The sequence below is a fragment of the Sporosarcina jiandibaonis genome, from assembly GCF_013184495.1.
Lineage (GTDB): Bacteria > Bacillota > Bacilli > Bacillales_A > Planococcaceae > Sporosarcina > Sporosarcina jiandibaonis.
In genome coordinates this window covers 387072-407098 of record NZ_JAAOIY010000001.1, presented here as the reverse complement: position 1 = coordinate 407098, position 20027 = coordinate 387072, and the positions used below count along the sequence as shown (strand labels likewise).

Here is a 20027-nt window from a genome sequence, read left to right as displayed (position 1 = left end):
GAGCGGATGCCTGTTTTTCATTGTTTATTGAGCTGTAAGCGGCGAAGAAATCGTATTTGTTTTCTCTTTAGTTTTTACTTCTAATGCCGAAACACCAAATTCTTCAACTTCAAGTAATTTCTCGAATGATAAGATGGCGACCTCTACCTGGTCATCTGTAGGTTCTTTCGTTGTCAATAGTTGAAGCCATAAACCAGGATACCCCAAATACTTTAATACTGGAATGTTACGGACAGCATTCGTTAGCTGAAGAACTTCAAAAGAAACACCAAGAACAACAGGTATAAGAAGAATTCTATTGACAAGCCGCAGCCACAGAGGATCAGCAGGAACGAGGAAGTATATAAGCATTCCCACGATAACGGTAAATAGAATGAAACTACTTCCGCAGCGATAATGGAGTCTTGATTGAGCTTGAATGTTTTCTACGGTAAGCGGTAATTTACGTTCATACGCATTGATCACTTTATGCTCTGCACCGTGATATTGAAAGACTCTTCTAATGAATGGTGTCATTGAAATCAATGCTAAATACCCGAGTAAGAGTGTAAGTTTGAAAAATGTTTCAAGTAATATTTGTGCTGTCTCTCCTGGCGCAATTGAAATGAATAATACTGCCAAAAAAACAGGGACGAGTGTAAAGACAAATTTACTGAATAAAAAAGATAAAACACCAACTGCGGCGACACCGATGACCATCGTCAATTTTGATGTTTCCTGTTCATCTTGCTCTTTTTCTTCACCGGGTTCGACGTCGAAACGATCTGTAGAGAATGTCAAATGACGAGACCCAACCCCGGCTGATTCAATTAAGGCTACTATGCCTCTAAGAAATGGTATTTTTCTTAGTTTCATCGCAAGATCACTTTTTTTCTTTGGAAGATGAAAGTAATCAATCGAATTATCTTTTCTTCGAATTGCTGCGACTGTATGATCTTTCCCGCCGAACATAACGCCTTCAACGAGTGCTTGGCCCCCATATGTCTGAGGTTGTTGATCTTTCGTCATTTTTTAACCACACTTTCTTTCGAGTATATCGAATGTACCTATTATACTAAAAATTATTCATTACCTCCACATTAATGTTTAAAATTATCTGAACGACCCAACACTTTTATATACGGAGGGATTCAGATGATTAATAAAACATTTCTTTACACATCGTTATTTGCTGCATTATTTACGACGCTATCATTAAGATTCTTAGAATTGTTTTCATTCATAAATTGGTCGCCTATTGGATGGACGGAGAGATGGCCAGAAGTTGACTCTTACCATTATAGTATTAAATGGTTCCTGCTTTTTATAGGGTTGTTCATTATTTTTGCAATCCTCTATATCTTATGCTCATTTTCAAGTGCAATTCCACCCTCTTTATCGGCAATAGTTATTGGGGTGATTGGAGTAATCATTGTTGAATGGTTTATAAACGAACCGAAATCATTGCTTGATTTTTTTAATACTTTTTCTTATCCATTTGCAGCGATAATCGCGATCACATTAAGATTTATCACAGGAACAGCTACATTTATGCGAAAAGTTTGAAGAAAAGAATGAAATTAGTTACCGACGAACTCAGGGTATGATAAAATGATATAGAAAATGGAGAGGATTGGTTCGTCGGTGAAATTACTTGTATTAAATGGACCCAACTTGAATCGAATTGGAAAGAGAGAACCCGAAATTTATGGGTATGAAACGCTTGATGATGTGGAAACGAAGCTAAGAATGATTGCGAGTGAAAACAATGTAGAGCTTGATTTTTTTCAATCAAATACAGAAGGTGCGCTTATTGATCGAATCCATGAAGCTGCTGACGATAATACGGATGGGATTATTTTCAATCCAGGCGCGTTTACGCATTATAGCATTGCCATACGCGATGCGGTGGCTTCCGTGGACATTCCAGTGATTGAAGTGCATATATCCAACATACATAATCGGGAATCTTTTCGACAGACATCTGTTATCGCACCAGTATGCATGGGCCAACTAACTGGTTTCGGAACAACTGGATATACGCTTGCCCTGCAAGCCTTCCTTCTCCAAGGAAAAGGGGACTGATGACTTTGAAACTATCAAACTTGAGAGAACAGTTGAAAAAAGAAGAGATTGATGCGCTTCTCATTACTAACCCGTATAATCGTAGTTATATGACAAATTTTACAGGAACTGCCGGAGTCGCAATTGTGTCAGCGGATGATGCTGTATTTATTACAGATTTCCGATATACTGAACAAGCCGAAAAACAAATTAAAGGCTATCGAATAGTCCAGCACACCAAAACGATTATCGAAGAAGTTGGAGCGCAAGTGAGCAAAATGGACATTGGCACACTTGGATTTGAAAAAGATGATATGGCATTCGGACTTTATGAAACGTACAAAAAAGAAGTGGAAGCAGATCTAAAACCTGTTTCAGGAATCGTTGAAAAATTACGTATGGTGAAAACGCCGGATGAGCTGACTATCTTGAAAAAGGCCGCCAAAATCGCGGACGATGCATACGAACATATTATTAAGTTCATCAAACCGGGCATTTCTGAACTAGATGTATCAAATGAATTAGAATTTTTCATGAGAAAACAAGGTGCTACGTCATCTTCATTTTCTATAATCGTTGCCTCTGGTTTACGTAGTGCCCTTCCGCACGGTGTCGCGACGAGTAAAATTATTGAGTCGGGTGATTTCGTAACGCTTGATTATGGTGCGTTATACGAGGGATATATTTCTGATATAACGAGAACCTTGGCAGTTGGTGAACCAACTGATAAACTTAAAGAAATCTATGCAGTGACATTAGCGGCACAGGAGCTTGCATTAAAAGAAATTAAACCGGGTATGACAGGTATAGAAGCAGATGCGATTGCCAGAGATTACATTACATCTAAAGGATACGGTGAAGCGTTCGGTCATTCAACGGGTCACGGGATAGGGATGGAAGTGCATGAAGCTCCAGGTTTATCATTTCGCTCAGAAACTGTACTGGAGCCGAATATGGTCGTAACGGTGGAGCCGGGAATATATTTGCCTGATGTAGGTGGCGTTCGTATCGAGGATGATATCGTCATTACCGAAAATGGCAATGAACGACTAACTCACGCAACCAAAGAGTTATTGATTCTATAATTTTTATATTGGAGGAAAAACAATGATTTCAGTTAACGATTTTAAAACGGGTTCTACGATTGAAGTTGATGGGGATATTTGGAGAGTAATAGAATTCCAACACGTCAAACCTGGAAAAGGCGCAGCTTTCGTTCGTTCAAAATTACGTAATTTACGTTCTGGCAATATTAACGAAAAAACTTTCCGCGCAGGCGAGAAAGTGAAGCGTGCGCAAATCGACAACCTTCGCATGCAATATTTGTATGCAAACGGCGATGATCATGTATTTATGAACAATGAAACATACGATCAAATTGAAATACCGGCAAATCAAATCGAATACGAACTTAAATTTTTAAAAGAAAATATGGAAGTTCACGTTATTCAGTTCCATGGTGAAGTTCTCGGGGTGCAACTTCCTGTCACAGTAGAATTAGAAGTAGTCGAGACAGAGCCCGGCATAAAAGGCGATACAGCCAGCGGCGGTTCAAAACCGGCAACAGTTGAAACTGGATTAACTGTTCAAGTGCCGTTTTTCGTAAACGTAGGCGATACGCTTGTCATTAATACAGAAGAAGCGGAGTACGTCTCACGCGCATAAAATCTGAACAATCCCCCTTGCATTCGAATATGAATGCAAGGGGTTTTTTAGTTTTCAAAAATTAGTAGTCCATAACGTTTCACTCATTCATATATATTGTCGATTTTACATAGGTTGATGCATGGGGGGAGTACCGGATGGAATTGAATGACTTGCTACGAATCGCCGGTATCGGTTTGGTCATCGGAATACTGCATGTGTTTTTTGAACAAACGGGCAAAAAAGAGTTTTCTTTTTTTCTATTTTTTATCGCCTATTTGTATATCACTGCAGAACTGCTTCGATTCCTTCGAATATTTTTTATCGAAATAGCTGAGTTTTTCCAATGGCTCGCGATGGTCTAATGTTTATTTTACTACAGATAATAGTTGTCTTTTTACTTCTCCTCCTAATTGCATTTGTAGTACCAAAATTACAATCATTATTATATACATCCATTTTTTTCATCGTCCTATTTTATCTTCTAACTACTGTAATATTTCCGTTTGGGAGGACTTTCGTTCGGTTGTTCGAGTCACTCCCTAACCCTTTCGCGAAACTATTAATTGGAAGCGCAATTTTGTTTTTGCTATCCGAAATAATATCTGAGCACATTGAGGAGGCGGGTTATCGCTCACTGGCTACTTTATCTCATTTTGTTATCAAAATAACGATTCTCCTTCTTTGGGTAAATCAAACCACTAACTTAATTGAAATACTCTCATCACTTATTACTAAATGATCGGACGGGTACATTTATGATCCCCTTTATTGATGTACTACTCGGAACTGTTATAACGAGTTTTTCAATTATTATTTTAGCGTCTTTCATGGCGTTGATGATGGATTTCTTGTTTCCCTCTTTTAAAAAATGGACGAGAATGATTTTATTTTTTATTATTCTTACGGTCGCATTAAAGCCGGCTTTTGAACACTTTATCCTCATACGAGATATTGCTTATTCAGTATCCATGATGTTCATTGCGGTTTATCCGATACTTACTGCCACTATGATTGCAGCTGGAGGAGCCTTCAGCTTATTGAATTTTCAACCTGCGATGCTATTATTCGCTAATGGCGCAGTGGTATTAACCGAAAAATTATTGATTCCACTTTTGACGACAGCGCTTCTATTAGATGTAGGAACAAGACTATTACCCGATGTCCCTTTTACTAAGTTGGCTGAAATTATTCGAACCACATTAATTGGGCTTGTCTCAGCAGTCGTTGCAGCTTATTCAATTTTCATCACTGTAGGTGGAACGATGTCCTGGGCACTTTCGGGACTGGCTAGCGAACCGCTCAAGGAACTGGTACAACAAAACATTCCGTTGATAGGGTCATTCATGACAGAAAGTCTCGGGTCGATTGGTAGATATTCATCTGGCGTGAGTGTATTTGTTGGAGGGTGGCTAATTTCGAGCATTTGGACCGTCGCGCTCGTACCGTCGATGAAAACATTGCTCACAGCGCTCTTTTATAGATGGACAGCCGCTTTAATTGAACCTTTTGCGGATGAAGACATCACTGGTTTGCTTGATGACATTGGAAAAACTTTGTTTGTACTTTGCGCAATTTCATTTCTAATCGCTTTTGCTTTTATTTATACGGCGTTATTTTCTGTCATCCTTATTAAATTATTAACAACTATGAAGTGAGGTGAGAAGATGGAAGGCTTTTTGACAGGGGTTTTATCGATTACGGTTATGTCAGCATTGCTTTTATTACTCTTTCCAGGGAACAAAGAAGAAAATTTTTTGCCGATCGTCAAGCTAGCTATGGGCTTATGGATAATTCAATCAGTCTTCTCACTGTTTGGTCATAGCTTACTATGAAACTGCATAAAATGAATTATTGATGACGAAACGAACACGCCTTTACGAACGAAAATGGGGATGCTATGAAAAAAACCACAAAAAAATTCCAAACCGTTCTATTTGGGTCATTACTTGTTCTCGTTATCATTTCCATGAACTCTGGCATTTTAGGAATCGGAGGGGATAGGGGGCAGATAGAAGAAACTAGCAATGAATATGGAGACCTTGAAGAAGCTCTAATGAGTATCGAAGGAGTGGGAGAGGTCAAGTTATATCTACATTCCAACAATAACGAAGATAAGAGCCCATTGTCCGATTACTTTTCTCTTTCAACAACACGACAGGACATAAAAAACAATGCAATCGAAGGCGTCCTTGTAGTTGCAGAGGGCGCAGACGATCCAGGTATCAAAATTGAATTGAAAAGAACATTATCAACGGTCCTTCAGTTGCCAGAGCACCGAATAGTGATCATGAAAAAGAGGGGGAACTTGGATGAAAACAAATAAACGTACAGTATGGTTTTTGACATTACTAAGTCTCGTAGCGGTCATTGCAATCTATTCCATCAACAAAAATCCAATGCCATTTGATGGAATGGCAATCTTTGATAATGCGGGTGACAAAAAACCAGTAAATAAGGAAACTGGCGATGGAGATCAAGCACCCGTCTTTGCAGAAAGTTATTTGTTTGATGATATGCGGATGGAAGTGCGGAATGAACGAAGTCAAATGCATGAACAACTGACGACTAAAATCAACACTATGGAAACCCCTAGTGAAAAAAATGAAGTTTTCGATGAAATTGCCTTACTAATAAAACGCGACTCCGTAGAGGCGTTAATGGAAACGCAAATTAAAGCGCTTGGTTATAAGGATGCCTTCGTCCGAACAGAAGGAAATATGGTAAATGTCACAGTTTTATCAGAAGATGGTCAATCAGCAAAACAAGCAAACGAAATTACTTATCTTGTCATGTCTACTTGGGAAGAAGCTCGAAAGGTAAAGGTGGATTTTAAAGGCGAATCATGAAAGAAACGAAGGCCCTAATTAGGGTCTTTTCTTTGTTTTAGCATGGATTTTCATACAATTTAACGATATTTGTTTCATTATGCACCGAAAACGTCTAAAATAGAATTGAACCTAAAAATTACTATAGTCAGGAGAATAAGATCATGTTAAAAATTCAAGAAATCCGTGAAATTATTAAACTAATTGATCAGTCTTCAATTGAAAAATTTTCATATGAGGTCGAGGGGACCAAACTCGTACTAAAAAAAGGTGGTACGCAACAAGCAGTTCCAGCGGTTCAAGCAGACCCTATTACAGAGGTGCCTGTAGCTTTACCTGTAGCTGTACAAGAAGTGCCAGCAGCAACACCGCAAAAAGAAGCTCCAATAGCGAGTGCGAATGTTGAGGCGGTTCAAGACCCATCTCTACATAAAATTACATCTCCTATGGTCGGCACATTTTACTCTGCATCTTCACCAGAGGCAGAAGCATACGTTAAATCGGGCGATAAAGTATCCGAAAACACAATAGTTTGTATTGTAGAGGCAATGAAACTATTCAATGAAATTGAAGCGGAAGTTTCGGGAGAAATTGTTGAAATTCTTGCAGAGGATGGACAACTCGTTGAATATGGTCAACCCCTCTTCCTCGTAAAAACGAAATAAGGTGGAATCGGTAAATGAAGAAAGTACTAATTGCGAACCGCGGTGAAATAGCTGTTCGAATTATTCGAGCGTGTAAAGAATTAGGTATTGAAACCGTTGCAGTTTTTTCAGAAGCTGACGAAGAAGCGCTACATGTTCAATTAGCAGATGAGGCATATTGCATCGGTCCGAGATTATCAACAGATAGTTATTTAAACTTCTCAAACATAATCAGTGTTGCCAACTTAACAAATTGCGATGGCATTCATCCTGGATATGGTTTTCTAGCTGAAAATGCAAGTTTTGCTGAATTATGCGAGGCGTGCAACATTGAATTCATAGGTCCGACATCAGATGCCATTTCACGAATGGGGACGAAAGACGTTGCTCGTGAAACAATGAGACAAGCCGGCGTTCCGATTGTGCCAGGTTCAAGCGGAATTGTTGCTGATGAACACGAAGCACTTGAAATCGCTGAAGAAATCGGATTTCCGGTCATTATAAAAGCGACTGCAGGCGGCGGCGGTAAAGGCATACGTGTTGCAAAAAACAAAGAAGATCTTATAACAGGCATTAAAATCACCCAAAAAGAAGCTGCAGCTGCATTTGGTAACCCTGGCGTTTATATTGAAAAATACATTGAAGTTTTCAGACATGTTGAAGTTCAAGTGCTTGCAGATAAATACGGCAATACAATTCATTTTGGTGAACGAGATTGTTCCATACAGCGCAGGATGCAAAAATTGGTAGAGGAAGCACCGTCTCCGGCTATAACACCAGAACTTCGTGCTGAAATGGGCGGAGCAGCTGTAAAAGCGGCACAAGCCGTTAATTACCAAGGAGCAGGCACAGTTGAATTTATTTTTGATCATATTAATGAAAAGTTTTATTTTATGGAGATGAATACGCGCATCCAAGTCGAACACCCGGTAACCGAGATGGTAACGGGCATCGATTTAATTCAACAACAATTAAAAATTGCTTCCGGAGAAAAACTTGCATATAAACAAGAAGATATAAAAATTAATGGTTGGTCAATCGAATGTAGAATAAACGCAGAGAATCCATCGAAAAACTTTATGCCATCGCCTGGCGAAGTGACAATGTATATGCCTCCGGGCGGCTTTGGTGTTCGTGTCGATTCGGCAATGTACACTGGATACTCGATTCCGCCATTTTACGATTCGATGGTCGCGAAATTAATTGTTCATGCGGATACTCGAGAAGAAGCTGTGTCGAGGATGAAGCGAGCTCTTGATGAATTCATTATCGAAGGCGTTGAAACAACTATTCCCTTCCATGCAAGATTAATGGACCATGAGGTTTTTAAATCTGGAGATTTTGATACAAAGTTTCTTGAAAAATTCGATCCAATGAATGATTAAAAGGAGGCAATGGTAATATGGCTGATAAAACAGTACCTTCGTTTGTTGGTATGGCACCTTCTGGAGATGTTGAACTTGGGCGTGTCCAATTAGCCCCTGAAGTTCTTGAGGTAATCGTGGGAATTGCGACAACTGAAGTAAAAGGTGTTGCGAATACGCGAGGAAACTTTGCAACTGATGTTGCGGAACGTTTTGGGCGGGTAAGACATGGCAAAGGTGTCAAAACAAGTTGGTCTGAAGAAGGCCTTACGATTGATGTCTATTGCGTCGTTCAAAATGGATTTGCTGTCCGGGATGTTGCATTGGACATTCAAAAACAAATTCGTCATGCAATTTACCATATGACATCGCTTCAAACGAAAGAGGTAAATGTTCATATAACTGGGATTGACTACGAAAGCGACATAGAAACAGTATAATTAAAAAGCATCGTCCAAAAGGATGATGCTTTTGAACTTAATTCAATAAGTTTTAGATTGAAATGTGCTATGATATTGCCCAAGAGCAATAGTAGAGGAGATAATATTATGAAACGACGAGAGGCACGCGAAAAAGCAATTCAAACACTTTTTCAGTTAGACAATACAGAATTATCGGTAGACGAGGCCATTGTTTACATTATCGGAGAGGGAGTAGAAGTCAATTCTTTTTACGATAAACTTGTTCGTGGAACTTTAGAAAACATGACGGAAATCGATACCGTCCTCTCCGCGAATTTGGAAAATTGGTCACTGAGTCGTTTACCTAAAATTGAGCGTACTGTATTGCGGTTAGCTGTTTTCGAACTGCTTTTCGGAAAAGATGCTCCTGAAAGAGTCATTATGAATGAAGCAATCGAATTATGTAAAACATTTGGCGACGAAAAATCAGGTCGATTCGTGAACGGCGTACTATCCAAATTCGCAGAAAAAGAATGATTGGAGGATTTATAAATGAGCGGAAAAATTATCGATGGTGTAGCAATCGGAAAAGAAATCAGAGAAGAAATTAAAGCTCGTGTTATGGCTCTTAAAGAACGCGGATGCACTCCAGGCTTGGCTGTCATCCTTGTCGGGGAGAATCAAGCATCCCATACATATGTGCGAAACAAACAAAAGTCAAGTATTGAAGCGGGCATGAAATCAGAGTTGGTGAAATTACCTGAAAGCGTAACGGAAGATGAATTGCTCGGTCATATTAATAAATTGAACAATGACGATTCAATTCATGGTATTCTCGTGCAACTTCCATTACCCGATCATATCGATGAAAATCGAATCATTTTGGCCATTGATCCTAAAAAAGATGTTGACGGCTTCCATCCCGTAAATGTCGGGAAAATGATAATCGGTCAACGTTCATTTTTATCTTGTACACCATATGGCATTATTAAATTATTAGAACGGACAAGCACGCCGATTAAAGGAAAGCACGCGGTAATCGTTGGTCGCAGCAATATCGTCGGGAAACCGATGGGACAGTTGCTATTACAACGAGATGCTACGGTCACTTATTGTCATTCTCAAACAGTCGATTTGCCGTCATATACACAGCAAGCAGATATATTAATCGTTGCGATAGGAAGAACGAAGTTTATCGGCGAGGAGCACGTCAAAGATGGTGCCGTCGTAATCGATGTCGGCATGAACCGTGATGAGAACGGTAAACTTTGCGGGGACGTAGACTTTGAAGCGGTTAAAGACAGAGCTTCAGCAATCACGCCTGTGCCTGGTGGCGTGGGTCCAATGACAATTACAATGCTTTTGAAAAATACACTCCAAAGTGCTGAAGAAGCATTGACCGAAAGCAATAAATAAAAACATTAAAAACGCTGTTCTAAAAAACAGCGTTTCTACTCGTTTTGTAGCAAGGAGGTATGACGATTGACAAGAAATCCGTATTTATCTGTTCAAGCTTTAACCAAATATGTCAAAAGAAAGTTTGATGCAGATCCTCATTTACGTAATGTCTACGTAAAAGGCGAGTTATCAAATGTGACCAACCATACCAGCGGGCATATTTACTTTACATTAAAAGATGAGCATAGCCGCATACGCTCTGCAATGTTTCGTTCAAGTGCTTCAACATTGAAGTTCCGACCGGAAAACGGTATGAATGTCCTAATAACCGGAGATGTTTCTGTTTTTGAAGCGAGTGGACAATATCAGTTATACGTTCAAACGATGGAACCGGACGGCATTGGCGCCTTGTATCTGGCATTTGAACAATTAAAAGAAAGACTTGAAAAAGAAGGATTATTCAATGAAAAGTGGAAAAGTCCTTTGCCGAAGTTTCCACACAGAATCGGTGTTGTAACTGCTCAAACAGGGGCAGCTATCCAAGATATTTGTACAACGATCGGAAGACGTTATCCATTAGCAGAAACAATTCTATTTCCGGCAGTTGTACAAGGTTCCGGGGCCGCACCTTCAATTGTTAGTGCGATTGAACAAGCGAATCGACATGGCTCTATCGATGTTCTGATTGTCGGTCGAGGCGGTGGTTCTATTGAAGATTTATGGGCTTTTAATGAGGAAGAAGTTGCTCGGGCTATTTTTTCAAGTCGAATCCCAATAATTAGTGCAGTCGGACATGAAACAGATACGACAATTGCCGACTTTGTTGCAGATAGAAGGGCACCGACACCGACGGCGGCAGCAGAATTAGCAGTTCCTGCACAAGATGAATTAGTAGAAAGATTGTTAGAACGAAAACGATCTTTATACCGCTCATTATCGCAAAAAATAGCAACAGAACAAAAAAGATTAGAAAGATTGCAATCATCCTATCCGTTACAATTTCCGGAAAGATTATATCGTCCTTTTACAGAAAAACTAGTTACTGTTGAAGAAAGACTCCTGAGAAGTGGTCAAGATATTACAAACCGTGAAAAATTGGCGTTAGAACGTCTGACGAATATGCTTTCCACATACTCGCCGATGAAACAAATTATTGAAAACAAGCGTGAAGTACTGGGTTTTTCAGATCGACTGACCCGAACAATTCAGCATGATTACCGGGTGCACGCAAACCGTTTTTCAAGTACAGTCCGTATGTTGAATGCATTAAATCCGCTCACAGTCATGGAGCGGGGATACTCAATCGTTTACCAAGAAGGAACTATTATCAATAAAATAGAGTCATTACAAACAGGAATGGATATTGAACTTCAATTACAAGATGGTTCCGCGATTGCAACAATTAACTCGATAAGCCGTGAAGACAGGGAGGAAGTATAAATGGCAAAACAGCCAATCCGATTTGAAGAAGCAATGCTTGATTTGGAAGAAGTCGTAAAGAAATTAGAAACAGGGGAAGTACCGCTCGAAGATGCAATCAGTTTATATAAAAAAGGAATGGAATTATCCTCTTTTTGTCATGAAAAACTTCAAAATGCTGAAAAACAATTGATTTCAATTATTGATCAGAATGATAATAAGGTAGAATTCAATCCAGTCCAAGGAACCAATGAAGATGAAGAATAATCTTAATGAATTCATTGAAAAAAACGTTCGTGAAATTGAAAACATGTTAAGTGAACTGCTCTCGCAAAAAAACACTCCCGAAACACTTCAAGCTTCGATGATTTATTCTGTTAATGCTGGAGGGAAGAAAATTCGTCCCCTATTGGTTTTAGCAACATTGGAGGACCTCGGAGCATCATCAAAAGATGCCTTGCTAGTTGCGTGCGCTGTTGAACTCATACACACATATTCTCTAATACATGATGATTTGCCGAGCATGGATAATGATGATTTCAGACGCGGAAAATTGACTAACCATAAAGTTTACGGCGAGGCTATGGCAATACTAGCAGGAGATGCGCTACAATCATTAGCTTTTGAAATTCTTACAAATCTTAACAATACTCCACCTGAAATTGCGGTTAAACTAATCCGTCTCCTCTCCATCGCCTCCGGTGCAGAAGGCATGGTGGGCGGTCAAGTGCTCGATTTAGAAGGAGAAAAAATGGATTTGACTTTAGAGCAATTAAAGCGTATCCATTTGAACAAAACAGGAGCACTTCTGTCATTTTGTATCGAGGCGGGCGCATTGCTTGCCGGTGTTGATAATAAAAAAATGATAAATTTGAAAGAATTCGCCAAAAACATTGGTTTAACTTTTCAAATACAGGATGATATTTTAGATGTGACTTCGACAACCGAAGAACTCGGCAAAAATGTTGGCAGTGATGTATCTAGTGGAAAAGTTACTTATCCTAGTCTACTAGGACTTGAGAAAGCGAAGGAGCAACTTGATTATCATCATCAGTTAGCAAGGAATTCATTATCGTTTATAGACAATGAAGAATCTTTACTACTTCAATTTGCTGATTTTATTGTGAATCGCAAGCATTAATCGAATGAATCCCTTGTACTAGTCATTCTAGTTGATATAATGTTATCAAGTGGAAATTAGAATGTGGCAATTAAAATGTGAAGGTGTGTGATAACGATGGACCTCACTAAAATTGATAATCCGTCTTTTATTAAACAATTTGATAAACAACAATTGAATGAACTTGCTGAGGATATTCGACATTTCCTCGTTGAGAAATTATCTGTAACCGGCGGTCATATCGGACCTAATCTTGGCGTAGTTGAACTAACGCTCATGCTTCATAAAGTTTTCGATAGCCCAGGGGATAAAATCTTGTGGGATGTCGGACACCAGGCTTATGTTCACAAAATTTTAACGGGACGCGCAAGGGATTTTGATACGTTGAGGCAATTCAATGGGCTTTGCGGGTTTCCGAAAATGAATGAAAGCGAACATGATGTTTGGGAAGCGGGTCATAGTTCAACTTCATTATCAGCTGCTATGGGAATGGCTGTTGCCCGGGATATTAAGGGCGATAAAAATTATGTCATTCCTGTAATCGGCGACGGTGCCCTTACAGGCGGCATGGCACTTGAAGCACTGAATCATATCGGACATGAAAAAACAAACATCCTTGTGATCCTGAATGATAATGAAATGTCTATTGCGCCGAATGTCGGAGCGCTTCATACGATTTTAGGAAAACTGCGAACTGCTGGAAAATACAATTCAGCAAAAGATGAATTGGAATACATTTTAAAGAAGATCCCAGCCGTTGGAGGAAGAGTTGCTTCGGCCGCTGAACGTGTAAAAGATAGCTTGAAATATTTACTCGTTTCGGGAGTTTTCTTTGAAGAGCTTGGATTCACATATTTAGGACCAGTAGATGGCCATGATTTTTCGGATTTAGAAAGAAATCTCCAATATGCAAAAAAAGTGGATGGACCTGTACTGCTTCATGTAATTACCAAAAAAGGTAAAGGATATCGTCCTGCTGAAGATGACAAAATAGGTACATGGCACGGCACCGGACCTTATAAAATTGAAACTGGCGATTTTGTTAAATCGTCTTCTGTCGCACCTTCTTGGAGCGGTCTTATTGCTGATTCGATAAGTGATTTAGCACGTGTTGATAAACGAATCGTGGCGATAACGCCTGCAATGCCGGTCGGATCCAAACTAGAATCATTTGCTTCAGAATTTCCGGATCGTTTCTTTGATGTAGGAATTGCCGAACAACATGCGACAACAATGGCAGCAGGTCTTGCAACGCAAGGCATGAAACCATTCCTTGCGATTTACTCGACTTTCTTACAACGCGCTTATGATCAAATCCTTCATGATATTTCACGCCAAAATCTAAATGTTTTCATCGGCATTGACCGTGCGGGACTTGTCGGAGCCGATGGTGAAACACATCAAGGTGTCTTCGATATCGCATTTTTGAGGCATATGCCTAATTTGGTCATCATGATGCCTAAAGATGAAAATGAAGGGCAACATATGGTTAAAACAGCAATTGACTACAATGATGGTCCTATTGCTTTACGCTATCCGCGTGGAAATGGCCTAGGAGTACCTTTGGACGAAAGAACTTATTCGATACCGATTGGTTCTTGGGAAATTCTACGCGAGGGTTCAGACGCAGCCATATTAACATTTGGCACCTCAATTCCAATGGCGCTAGAGGCGGCAGAGCTACTGGAGGAAGAGGGCATTAATGTTCGTGTCGTCAATGCCCGTTTTATTAAGCCTCTTGATACAATGATGCTAGATGAAATTTTCAGTATGAAAATGCCGATTATGACTGTTGAAGAAGGCGTTCTTGCGGGTGGTTTCGGAAGTGCTGTTTTGGAATACGCTCATGACGTATCGTATTCGGAAGCCCCGATCCAACGAATGGGTATTCCTGATGAATTCATAGAACACGGAGACGTGAATGAATTGCTTGCCGAGATTGGCATGACTGCAAATCATTTAACGCAAAACGTTCTTTCTATTTTACCGAAAAAGACCGTAGAAAGAGGCGTCGTTTAATGGCTGGCGAAGAAAAAGAACGAGTAGATGTCCTTCTCGTAAAAAGAGGATTAATGGAAACAAGGGAACAAGCTAAACGTTCGATAATGGCTGGCATTGTATATTCTGCAAATACCCGAATGGAAAAGCCGGGTGAAAAAATTCTTTCCGATGCACCATTGGTTGTTAAAGGAAGTACATTAAAATATGTTAGTCGCGGCGGTTTGAAGTTGGAAAAGGCCCTTGAAGTTTTTGAAGTTGATTTAAAAGATCAAATTGTTTTGGACATCGGGGCCTCTACCGGCGGTTTCACCGATTGTGCGCTGCAAAATGGAGCGGCGCATTGTTACGCTTTAGACGTTGGATATAATCAACTCGCTTGGAAAATCAGGCAAGACCCACGCGTAACCGTGATGGAACGAATGAATTTTCGTTATGCCACAGCAGAATTATTTACTGAAGGGCAGCCGCAATTTGCAACGATTGATGTTTCATTCATCTCGTTGGCACTAATTTTGCCCACTTTAAAAAAGATTATTTCAGAAGGTGGAAATGTCATTGCCCTTGTAAAACCTCAATTTGAAGCTGGGAAAGGAAAAGTTGGGAAAAAGGGTGTCGTGAAAGAACGTTCTACTCATTTTGATGTGCTGAAAAAAGTTGCAGCAATGTCCTTGGAAGAAGGATTCACGCTTCGAGGTACATCGTTTTCCCCAGTAACGGGTGCGGAAGGAAATATTGAATTTTTATTTCATTTAACCGCAGATGCAGTGCCCGTTGAAAATTATAATGATGAAACGTTTACCGCGCTCATTGATGTCGCTTACAAAGAATTGCACTAGCGCGCATTTACTGTGCGCTTTTCAATTTCCGCTTTTTCACTTAAAGCATAGGAGGATAAAATTTTTGAATAAAGGGCATAGACATATACGGATTCGGGATATTATCTCGAACAATGAAATCGAAACTCAAGACCAGCTCGTGCAAAGCTTGAAAGATTCTGGTGTAGACGTTACGCAAGCGACTGTTTCCAGGGATATTAAAGAAATGCATCTAATCAAAGTTCCAACTAAGAATGGAAATTATAAATATAGTTTACCACCAATCCATTCATACAATACTGAAGAAAAATTGCATCGCGCGTTGACGGACGCTTTTGTTAGTATTGATGGTGCAGGTCATTTCCTAGTGCTTAAAACACTGCCAGGGAATGCCCAAGCAGTTGGTTCCCTTCTTGACCATTTGAAATGGGAGGAAATGTTGGGAACGATTTGCGGAGATGACACTTGTCTGATAATTTGCAGGGACGAAACAAAACTACCAGAAGTAAAAGAAAAATTGCTTGCGATGCTTTGAAAGTGGTGAGTTGAATTGTTAAATGAAATTTCAATAAAAAACTTCGCGATTATTGAACAACTCGATGTTCGATTTGAAAACGGACTTACTGTGTTAACTGGAGAGACCGGAGCAGGGAAATCGATCATTATCGATGCTGTTCAATTAATTGCGGGTGGCCGCGGGTCGCAACGGTTTATTCGGCACGGTTCGAACAGAGCTGAGCTTGAAGGCCATTTCAGCATCGAAGATCCTGAACATCCAGTAATTGATACATTGAAACAATTCGGCATCGAAGTTGAAGATGGCGTCATCATTTTACGACGGGATCTTAATAGCAACGGGAAAAATGTTTGCCGAATTAATGGTAACCTCGTAACAATTGCAGTATTGAGAGAGGTTGGCAATCAAATCATTGATATTCATGGTCAACATGAAAATCAAGAATTGATGCATGAACGCAGACATATTCATCTATTGGATCAGTATGCAGGAAACAAAATGGAAGCAGCGTATGCTAGTTATCTAGAATTATATAATAAATACTTGAAATTGAAGAAAAAATTAGAGGCCGCTGATGAAAATGAACAGCAAGTTGCTCAACGAATCGATCTTTATTCTTTTCAATTAAAAGAAATAAATGATGCGCAACTTGTAATCGGGGAAGAAGAAGAACTTGAAGATGAACAGCGAAAACTTCAAAACTTCAATCGTCTCTATGAGCGTCTAAATACAGCTTACGAATCAATAAGCGGCGATTCTCGCGCGCTTGATTGGGTAGGTTCCGCAATGAGCGATATGGAAGACGCCGCAGAAGTTGATCGAGATTTAGCAGCCCAATTAGAATCGATTTCTACGAGCTTCTACACATTGCAAGAAACGGCTCATGAACTTCGCAACCGAATAGATGATTTGGAATTTGACCCTGCAAGATTGGATATTGTCGAAGAAAGACTTGCTTTGCATACTGCGTTAAAACGAAAATATGGTAATACAACAGAAGATATTTTAATATACCGCGATAAAATTTCTGATGAACTTGAAAGTTTGATAAATCGTGATGAACGATTGCAAGTAGAACAAGAAAAGCTAAATCAAATTAAAAAAGATTTAGAAATCGAAGCGGAAGAACTTTCCATTATCCGGAGAAGTTCAGCCAAGCGCTTGGAAATTGCCATCTTGGAACAGCTTCAACAACTACATATGGAAAAAGCGTCATTCAAGGTCATGATAAACCGTAAGCCAGGGTTCGACATCACCGGTTATGACGATATTGCATTTCATATCTCTACAAACGTTGGCGAGCCATTAAAACCGCTTGTCACGGTTGCATCTGGTGGAGAATTATCAAGATTAATGCTGGCTCTGAAAACGATATTTTCGAAACATCAAGGAATTACATCAATTATTTTTGATGAGGTCGATACTGGTGTGAGCGGACGTGTGGCGCAAGCAATTGCAGAAAAAATCGCAATGGTTGCGAGCCATTCCCAAGTCCTTTGTATTTCTCATTTGCCACAAGTCGCCGCAATGGCCGATCAGCATTATCTAATTAAAAAAGAAGTCAAAAATAAAAGAACGACAACCGCTATTGAAAATGTTCATGATAAAGAACGGACCAACGAATTATCACGCATGCTTTCTGGCGCAGAAACTACGCCATTGACGCTAAAACACGCGGAAGAACTTTTGAAACTTGCTGCGGAAAGAAAGAAAAATTTCAGATGAATTAACACACGTGCATCTTAAATTATGCACGTTTTTTATTTCTTTATTTACCCTCTCATAAGATTCCTCTGAACGGACATACCAATGGTATCTATTTTCGAGGAGGTGAAATATGGGATGGAGTAAGCAGTTAAAGTTGATTGTATCGTTTTCTGTCGTCTTGCTGTTTATGCCGATCAATACGGGAACGGCATCCGGGAATAATGAATCACTTATTCCGATGGGTCATTCAATCGGCATAAAAATGGATTTGTCAGGTGTTTTCATTACGAATGACGTTTTACTTGGCAAAGACGAATGGTTGAGAGCTGGCGATCTAATTGGACAAGTTGACGATGTGAAAATTTCAAGATTAAAAATTTTGGAGCAAACATTGTCATCGATTCGGGACAAGGAAGGCGTAAAATTACTTGTCTCAAGGAACGGAGAAACATTTCAAGTCAAGTCAGATAGCGAAGCAATAAAACGGCTAATTCCATTCCTAAAGGACAGCACAGAAGGAACAGGAACCTTAACGTATGTGGACCCGAAAAAAGGAACATATGGTGCTCTTGGTCATCAAATTATCGATAGCTCATTAAAGTCACCCCCTTCATTTAAAGCGGGTTCGATTCATCTTTCTGAAATTGAGCAAATCAGAAAAAGTGTCCCAGGGAATCCGGGATATAAAATATCGACAATCATCAAAGACGAGGAAACGCTAGGAACTATAAACAAAAATGGCATTTACGGCATTTTTGGTTTATGGAACGGCACTCATGATGAAGTGTTATCCGAACCGCTTGCGATTATGCATCCCTCAGATGTTAAAGTAGGTGAAGCGGAAATATATACGACTGTAAAAGGAACAAAAGTCGAGTCCTTTTCAATTCGTATCACGAGCGTAGAAAAAGATCAATTCCATTTTGTCCTGACGGATTCAAAATTATTAGAAATAACAGGCGGGATTTTGCAAGGGATGAGCGGAAGTCCGGTAATCCAAAATGGGAAATTTGTTGGTGCGGTAACCCATATGTTCGTAGACGAACCAGAAAAAGGTGCGGCACTTTTTTTGGAGACAATGCGTAAAGGGGAACAGTAAGGGAAAAGGTCAACCTAATTCGGTTGGCCTTTTTAAAAACAAATTTTTGCGGATAATGTCGAATTTCATAGAAAACATCCGTCAGAAGATTCATCTTTATATAATTTAAAGGGGAAATGTATCTTTTGTCGAAATTCACCTACTAAGCAACATAAACTGCCTAATTTTCAAATTTAGTTAATAGAGGGGGAAATGAGTTGGATACTATAAAAGTGGCAATTGTAGACGATAACAAAGAACTTGTTAAAACAATGAAATCTTATTTTGAGAAACATCCAGAAATCGAAGTTATTTGGACAGGACATAATGGCAAAGTTTGTTTGACGATGCTTGAGGAAAAAGAACCCGATGTACTACTTCTTGACATCATTATGCCTCATTTAGATGGGATCGCAGTTCTAGAAACAATCGGTGGAAGTGCGAAATATACAGACTTGCACATTATTATGCTTACGGCATTCGGTCAAGAAGATGTAATGACGCAGGCTGCAGATCTAGGTGCATCTTATTTCATGTTAAAGCCGTTCGAGTTTGATCGACTGGCAAATCAAATCTTTCAAGTAGCGGGCAGTAAAAAGCCTTCGATTCCAATATCCCAACCAGGTGGAGGACAAGCTCCGGGAACTGTAAGTCAAAAAGTGCTAGACACGACTATTACTGGAATTATTAAAGAAATTGGCGTACCTGCACATATTAAAGGCTATGCATTTCTACGTGAAGCAATTCAAATGGTTTATTCTGACGTAGAACTTCTTGGTTCGGTCACGAAAGTTCTTTATCCCGATATTGCATCTAAATTTAATACAACACCTTCACGTGTGGAACGGGCGATTCGACATGCTATTGAAGTTGCCTGGAATCGAGGAAATTACGAAGTCATTTCGAAAATGTTCGGTTACACCGTGCATCATCTGAAAAGTAAACCGACCAATAGCGAGTTCATCGCAATGATTGCCGATAAAATTCGGCTTGAACATATGGCAAGCTGATTAAAATTCTTGTATTATTTCATATAAAAAGATGGATC

At 39.6% G+C, this 20027-nt stretch carries 23 protein-coding genes; 22 read left to right on the top strand and 1 reads right to left on the bottom strand.

Translation table 11 applies throughout. The features are described from left to right. Positions 1 to 24: 24 nt before the first annotated feature. A complete protein-coding gene (locus tag G8782_RS02000) occupies positions 25 to 1008 on the bottom strand; it encodes a DUF1385 domain-containing protein (protein ID WP_172369238.1) in 984 nt (327 codons plus the stop codon). A gap of 126 nt (positions 1009 to 1134) precedes the next feature. Here G8782_RS02000 and G8782_RS01995 point away from each other — a divergent pair, with 126 nt between their 5' ends. From G8782_RS01995 to spo0A, 22 genes are all read left to right on the top strand, one after another. Next, positions 1135 to 1545: a hypothetical protein gene (locus tag G8782_RS01995; RefSeq protein WP_172369237.1), complete on the top strand. Its 411-nt coding sequence runs from the start codon at positions 1135 to 1137 to the stop codon at positions 1543 to 1545. 78 nt (positions 1546 to 1623) lie between these two features. Next, positions 1624 to 2064 carry a type II 3-dehydroquinate dehydratase gene (gene aroQ / locus G8782_RS01990; RefSeq protein WP_172369236.1) on the top strand — a complete coding sequence of 147 codons (441 nt, stop codon included), beginning with the start codon at positions 1624 to 1626 and terminating at the stop codon, positions 2062 to 2064. Beyond that, positions 2064 to 3128, top strand: a complete 1065-nt coding sequence (locus tag G8782_RS01985) for a M24 family metallopeptidase (protein WP_172369235.1) — start codon at positions 2064 to 2066, stop codon at positions 3126 to 3128. The genes aroQ and G8782_RS01985 overlap by 1 nt, the downstream gene beginning before the upstream one ends. 22 nt (positions 3129 to 3150) lie before the next feature. Continuing rightward, complete coding sequence (gene efp, locus G8782_RS01980; protein ID WP_172369234.1) at positions 3151 to 3708, top strand: elongation factor P; 558 nt, start codon at positions 3151 to 3153, stop codon at positions 3706 to 3708. Positions 3709 to 3845: 137 nt separating this feature from the next. Then, positions 3846 to 4052: a SpoIIIAC/SpoIIIAD family protein gene (locus G8782_RS01975; RefSeq protein ID WP_172369233.1), complete on the top strand. Its 207-nt coding sequence runs from the start codon at positions 3846 to 3848 to the stop codon at positions 4050 to 4052. A gap of 393 nt (positions 4053 to 4445) precedes the next feature. Next, positions 4446 to 5345, top strand: coding sequence for a stage III sporulation protein AE (locus G8782_RS01970; RefSeq protein ID WP_172369232.1), 900 nt, complete (start codon positions 4446 to 4448; stop codon positions 5343 to 5345). Between the two features lie 242 nt (positions 5346 to 5587). Further along, positions 5588 to 6013, top strand: a complete 426-nt coding sequence (locus tag G8782_RS01965) for a hypothetical protein (protein ID WP_172369231.1) — start codon at positions 5588 to 5590, stop codon at positions 6011 to 6013. Then, entirely contained in the window at positions 6000 to 6536 is a 537-nt protein-coding gene (locus G8782_RS01960; protein WP_172369230.1) for a SpoIIIAH-like family protein, read from the top strand. Before G8782_RS01965 ends, G8782_RS01960 begins: the two co-directional genes overlap by 14 nt. A gap of 143 nt (positions 6537 to 6679) precedes the next feature. Then, positions 6680 to 7180, top strand: coding sequence for an acetyl-CoA carboxylase biotin carboxyl carrier protein (accB, locus tag G8782_RS01955; RefSeq protein WP_172369229.1), 501 nt, complete (start codon positions 6680 to 6682; stop codon positions 7178 to 7180). A gap of 14 nt (positions 7181 to 7194) precedes the next feature. After that, the gene (gene accC, locus G8782_RS01950; RefSeq protein WP_172369228.1) at positions 7195 to 8544 is read left to right on the top strand and encodes an acetyl-CoA carboxylase biotin carboxylase subunit; all 1350 of its coding nucleotides are present in this window, start codon (positions 7195 to 7197) and stop codon (positions 8542 to 8544) included. A 17-nt stretch (positions 8545 to 8561) separates the two neighbouring features. Beyond that, positions 8562 to 8963 carry an Asp23/Gls24 family envelope stress response protein gene (locus G8782_RS01945; protein WP_172369227.1) on the top strand — a complete coding sequence of 134 codons (402 nt, stop codon included), beginning with the start codon at positions 8562 to 8564 and terminating at the stop codon, positions 8961 to 8963. A 108-nt stretch (positions 8964 to 9071) separates the two neighbouring features. Next, complete coding sequence (gene nusB, locus G8782_RS01940; protein ID WP_172369226.1) at positions 9072 to 9461, top strand: transcription antitermination factor NusB; 390 nt, start codon at positions 9072 to 9074, stop codon at positions 9459 to 9461. A gap of 15 nt (positions 9462 to 9476) precedes the next feature. Next, the gene (folD, locus tag G8782_RS01935) at positions 9477 to 10340 is read left to right on the top strand and encodes a bifunctional methylenetetrahydrofolate dehydrogenase/methenyltetrahydrofolate cyclohydrolase FolD (RefSeq protein WP_172369225.1); all 864 of its coding nucleotides are present in this window, start codon (positions 9477 to 9479) and stop codon (positions 10338 to 10340) included. A 66-nt stretch (positions 10341 to 10406) separates the two neighbouring features. Further along, on the top strand, positions 10407 to 11762 hold the full coding sequence (gene xseA / locus G8782_RS01930) for an exodeoxyribonuclease VII large subunit (protein WP_172369224.1): 1356 nt from the start codon (positions 10407 to 10409) through the stop codon (positions 11760 to 11762). Then, the gene (locus G8782_RS01925; RefSeq protein WP_172369223.1) at positions 11763 to 12008 is read left to right on the top strand and encodes an exodeoxyribonuclease VII small subunit; all 246 of its coding nucleotides are present in this window, start codon (positions 11763 to 11765) and stop codon (positions 12006 to 12008) included. Then, positions 11998 to 12882 (top strand): polyprenyl synthetase family protein, encoded by an 885-nt coding sequence (locus tag G8782_RS01920; protein ID WP_172369222.1) that lies wholly within the window; start codon positions 11998 to 12000, stop codon positions 12880 to 12882. The genes G8782_RS01925 and G8782_RS01920 overlap by 11 nt, the downstream gene beginning before the upstream one ends. A 96-nt stretch (positions 12883 to 12978) precedes the next feature. Further along, the gene (dxs, locus tag G8782_RS01915) at positions 12979 to 14880 is read left to right on the top strand and encodes a 1-deoxy-D-xylulose-5-phosphate synthase (RefSeq protein WP_172369221.1); all 1902 of its coding nucleotides are present in this window, start codon (positions 12979 to 12981) and stop codon (positions 14878 to 14880) included. Next, positions 14880 to 15698: a TlyA family RNA methyltransferase gene (locus G8782_RS01910; RefSeq protein ID WP_172369220.1), complete on the top strand. Its 819-nt coding sequence runs from the start codon at positions 14880 to 14882 to the stop codon at positions 15696 to 15698. Before dxs ends, G8782_RS01910 begins: the two co-directional genes overlap by 1 nt. Before the next feature lie 64 nt (positions 15699 to 15762). After that, positions 15763 to 16212 carry a transcriptional regulator AhrC/ArgR gene (gene ahrC, locus G8782_RS01905; RefSeq protein WP_172369219.1) on the top strand — a complete coding sequence of 150 codons (450 nt, stop codon included), beginning with the start codon at positions 15763 to 15765 and terminating at the stop codon, positions 16210 to 16212. Between the two features lie 15 nt (positions 16213 to 16227). After that, positions 16228 to 17919, top strand: a complete 1692-nt coding sequence (recN, locus tag G8782_RS01900; RefSeq protein WP_172369218.1) for a DNA repair protein RecN — start codon at positions 16228 to 16230, stop codon at positions 17917 to 17919. 112 nt (positions 17920 to 18031) lie between these two features. Next, entirely contained in the window at positions 18032 to 19000 is a 969-nt protein-coding gene (locus G8782_RS01895) for a SpoIVB peptidase S55 domain-containing protein (protein ID WP_172369217.1), read from the top strand. 197 nt (positions 19001 to 19197) lie between these two features. After that, positions 19198 to 19989, top strand: a complete 792-nt coding sequence (gene spo0A / locus G8782_RS01890) for a sporulation transcription factor Spo0A (protein ID WP_172369216.1) — start codon at positions 19198 to 19200, stop codon at positions 19987 to 19989. Positions 19990 to 20027: the final 38 nt, after the last annotated feature.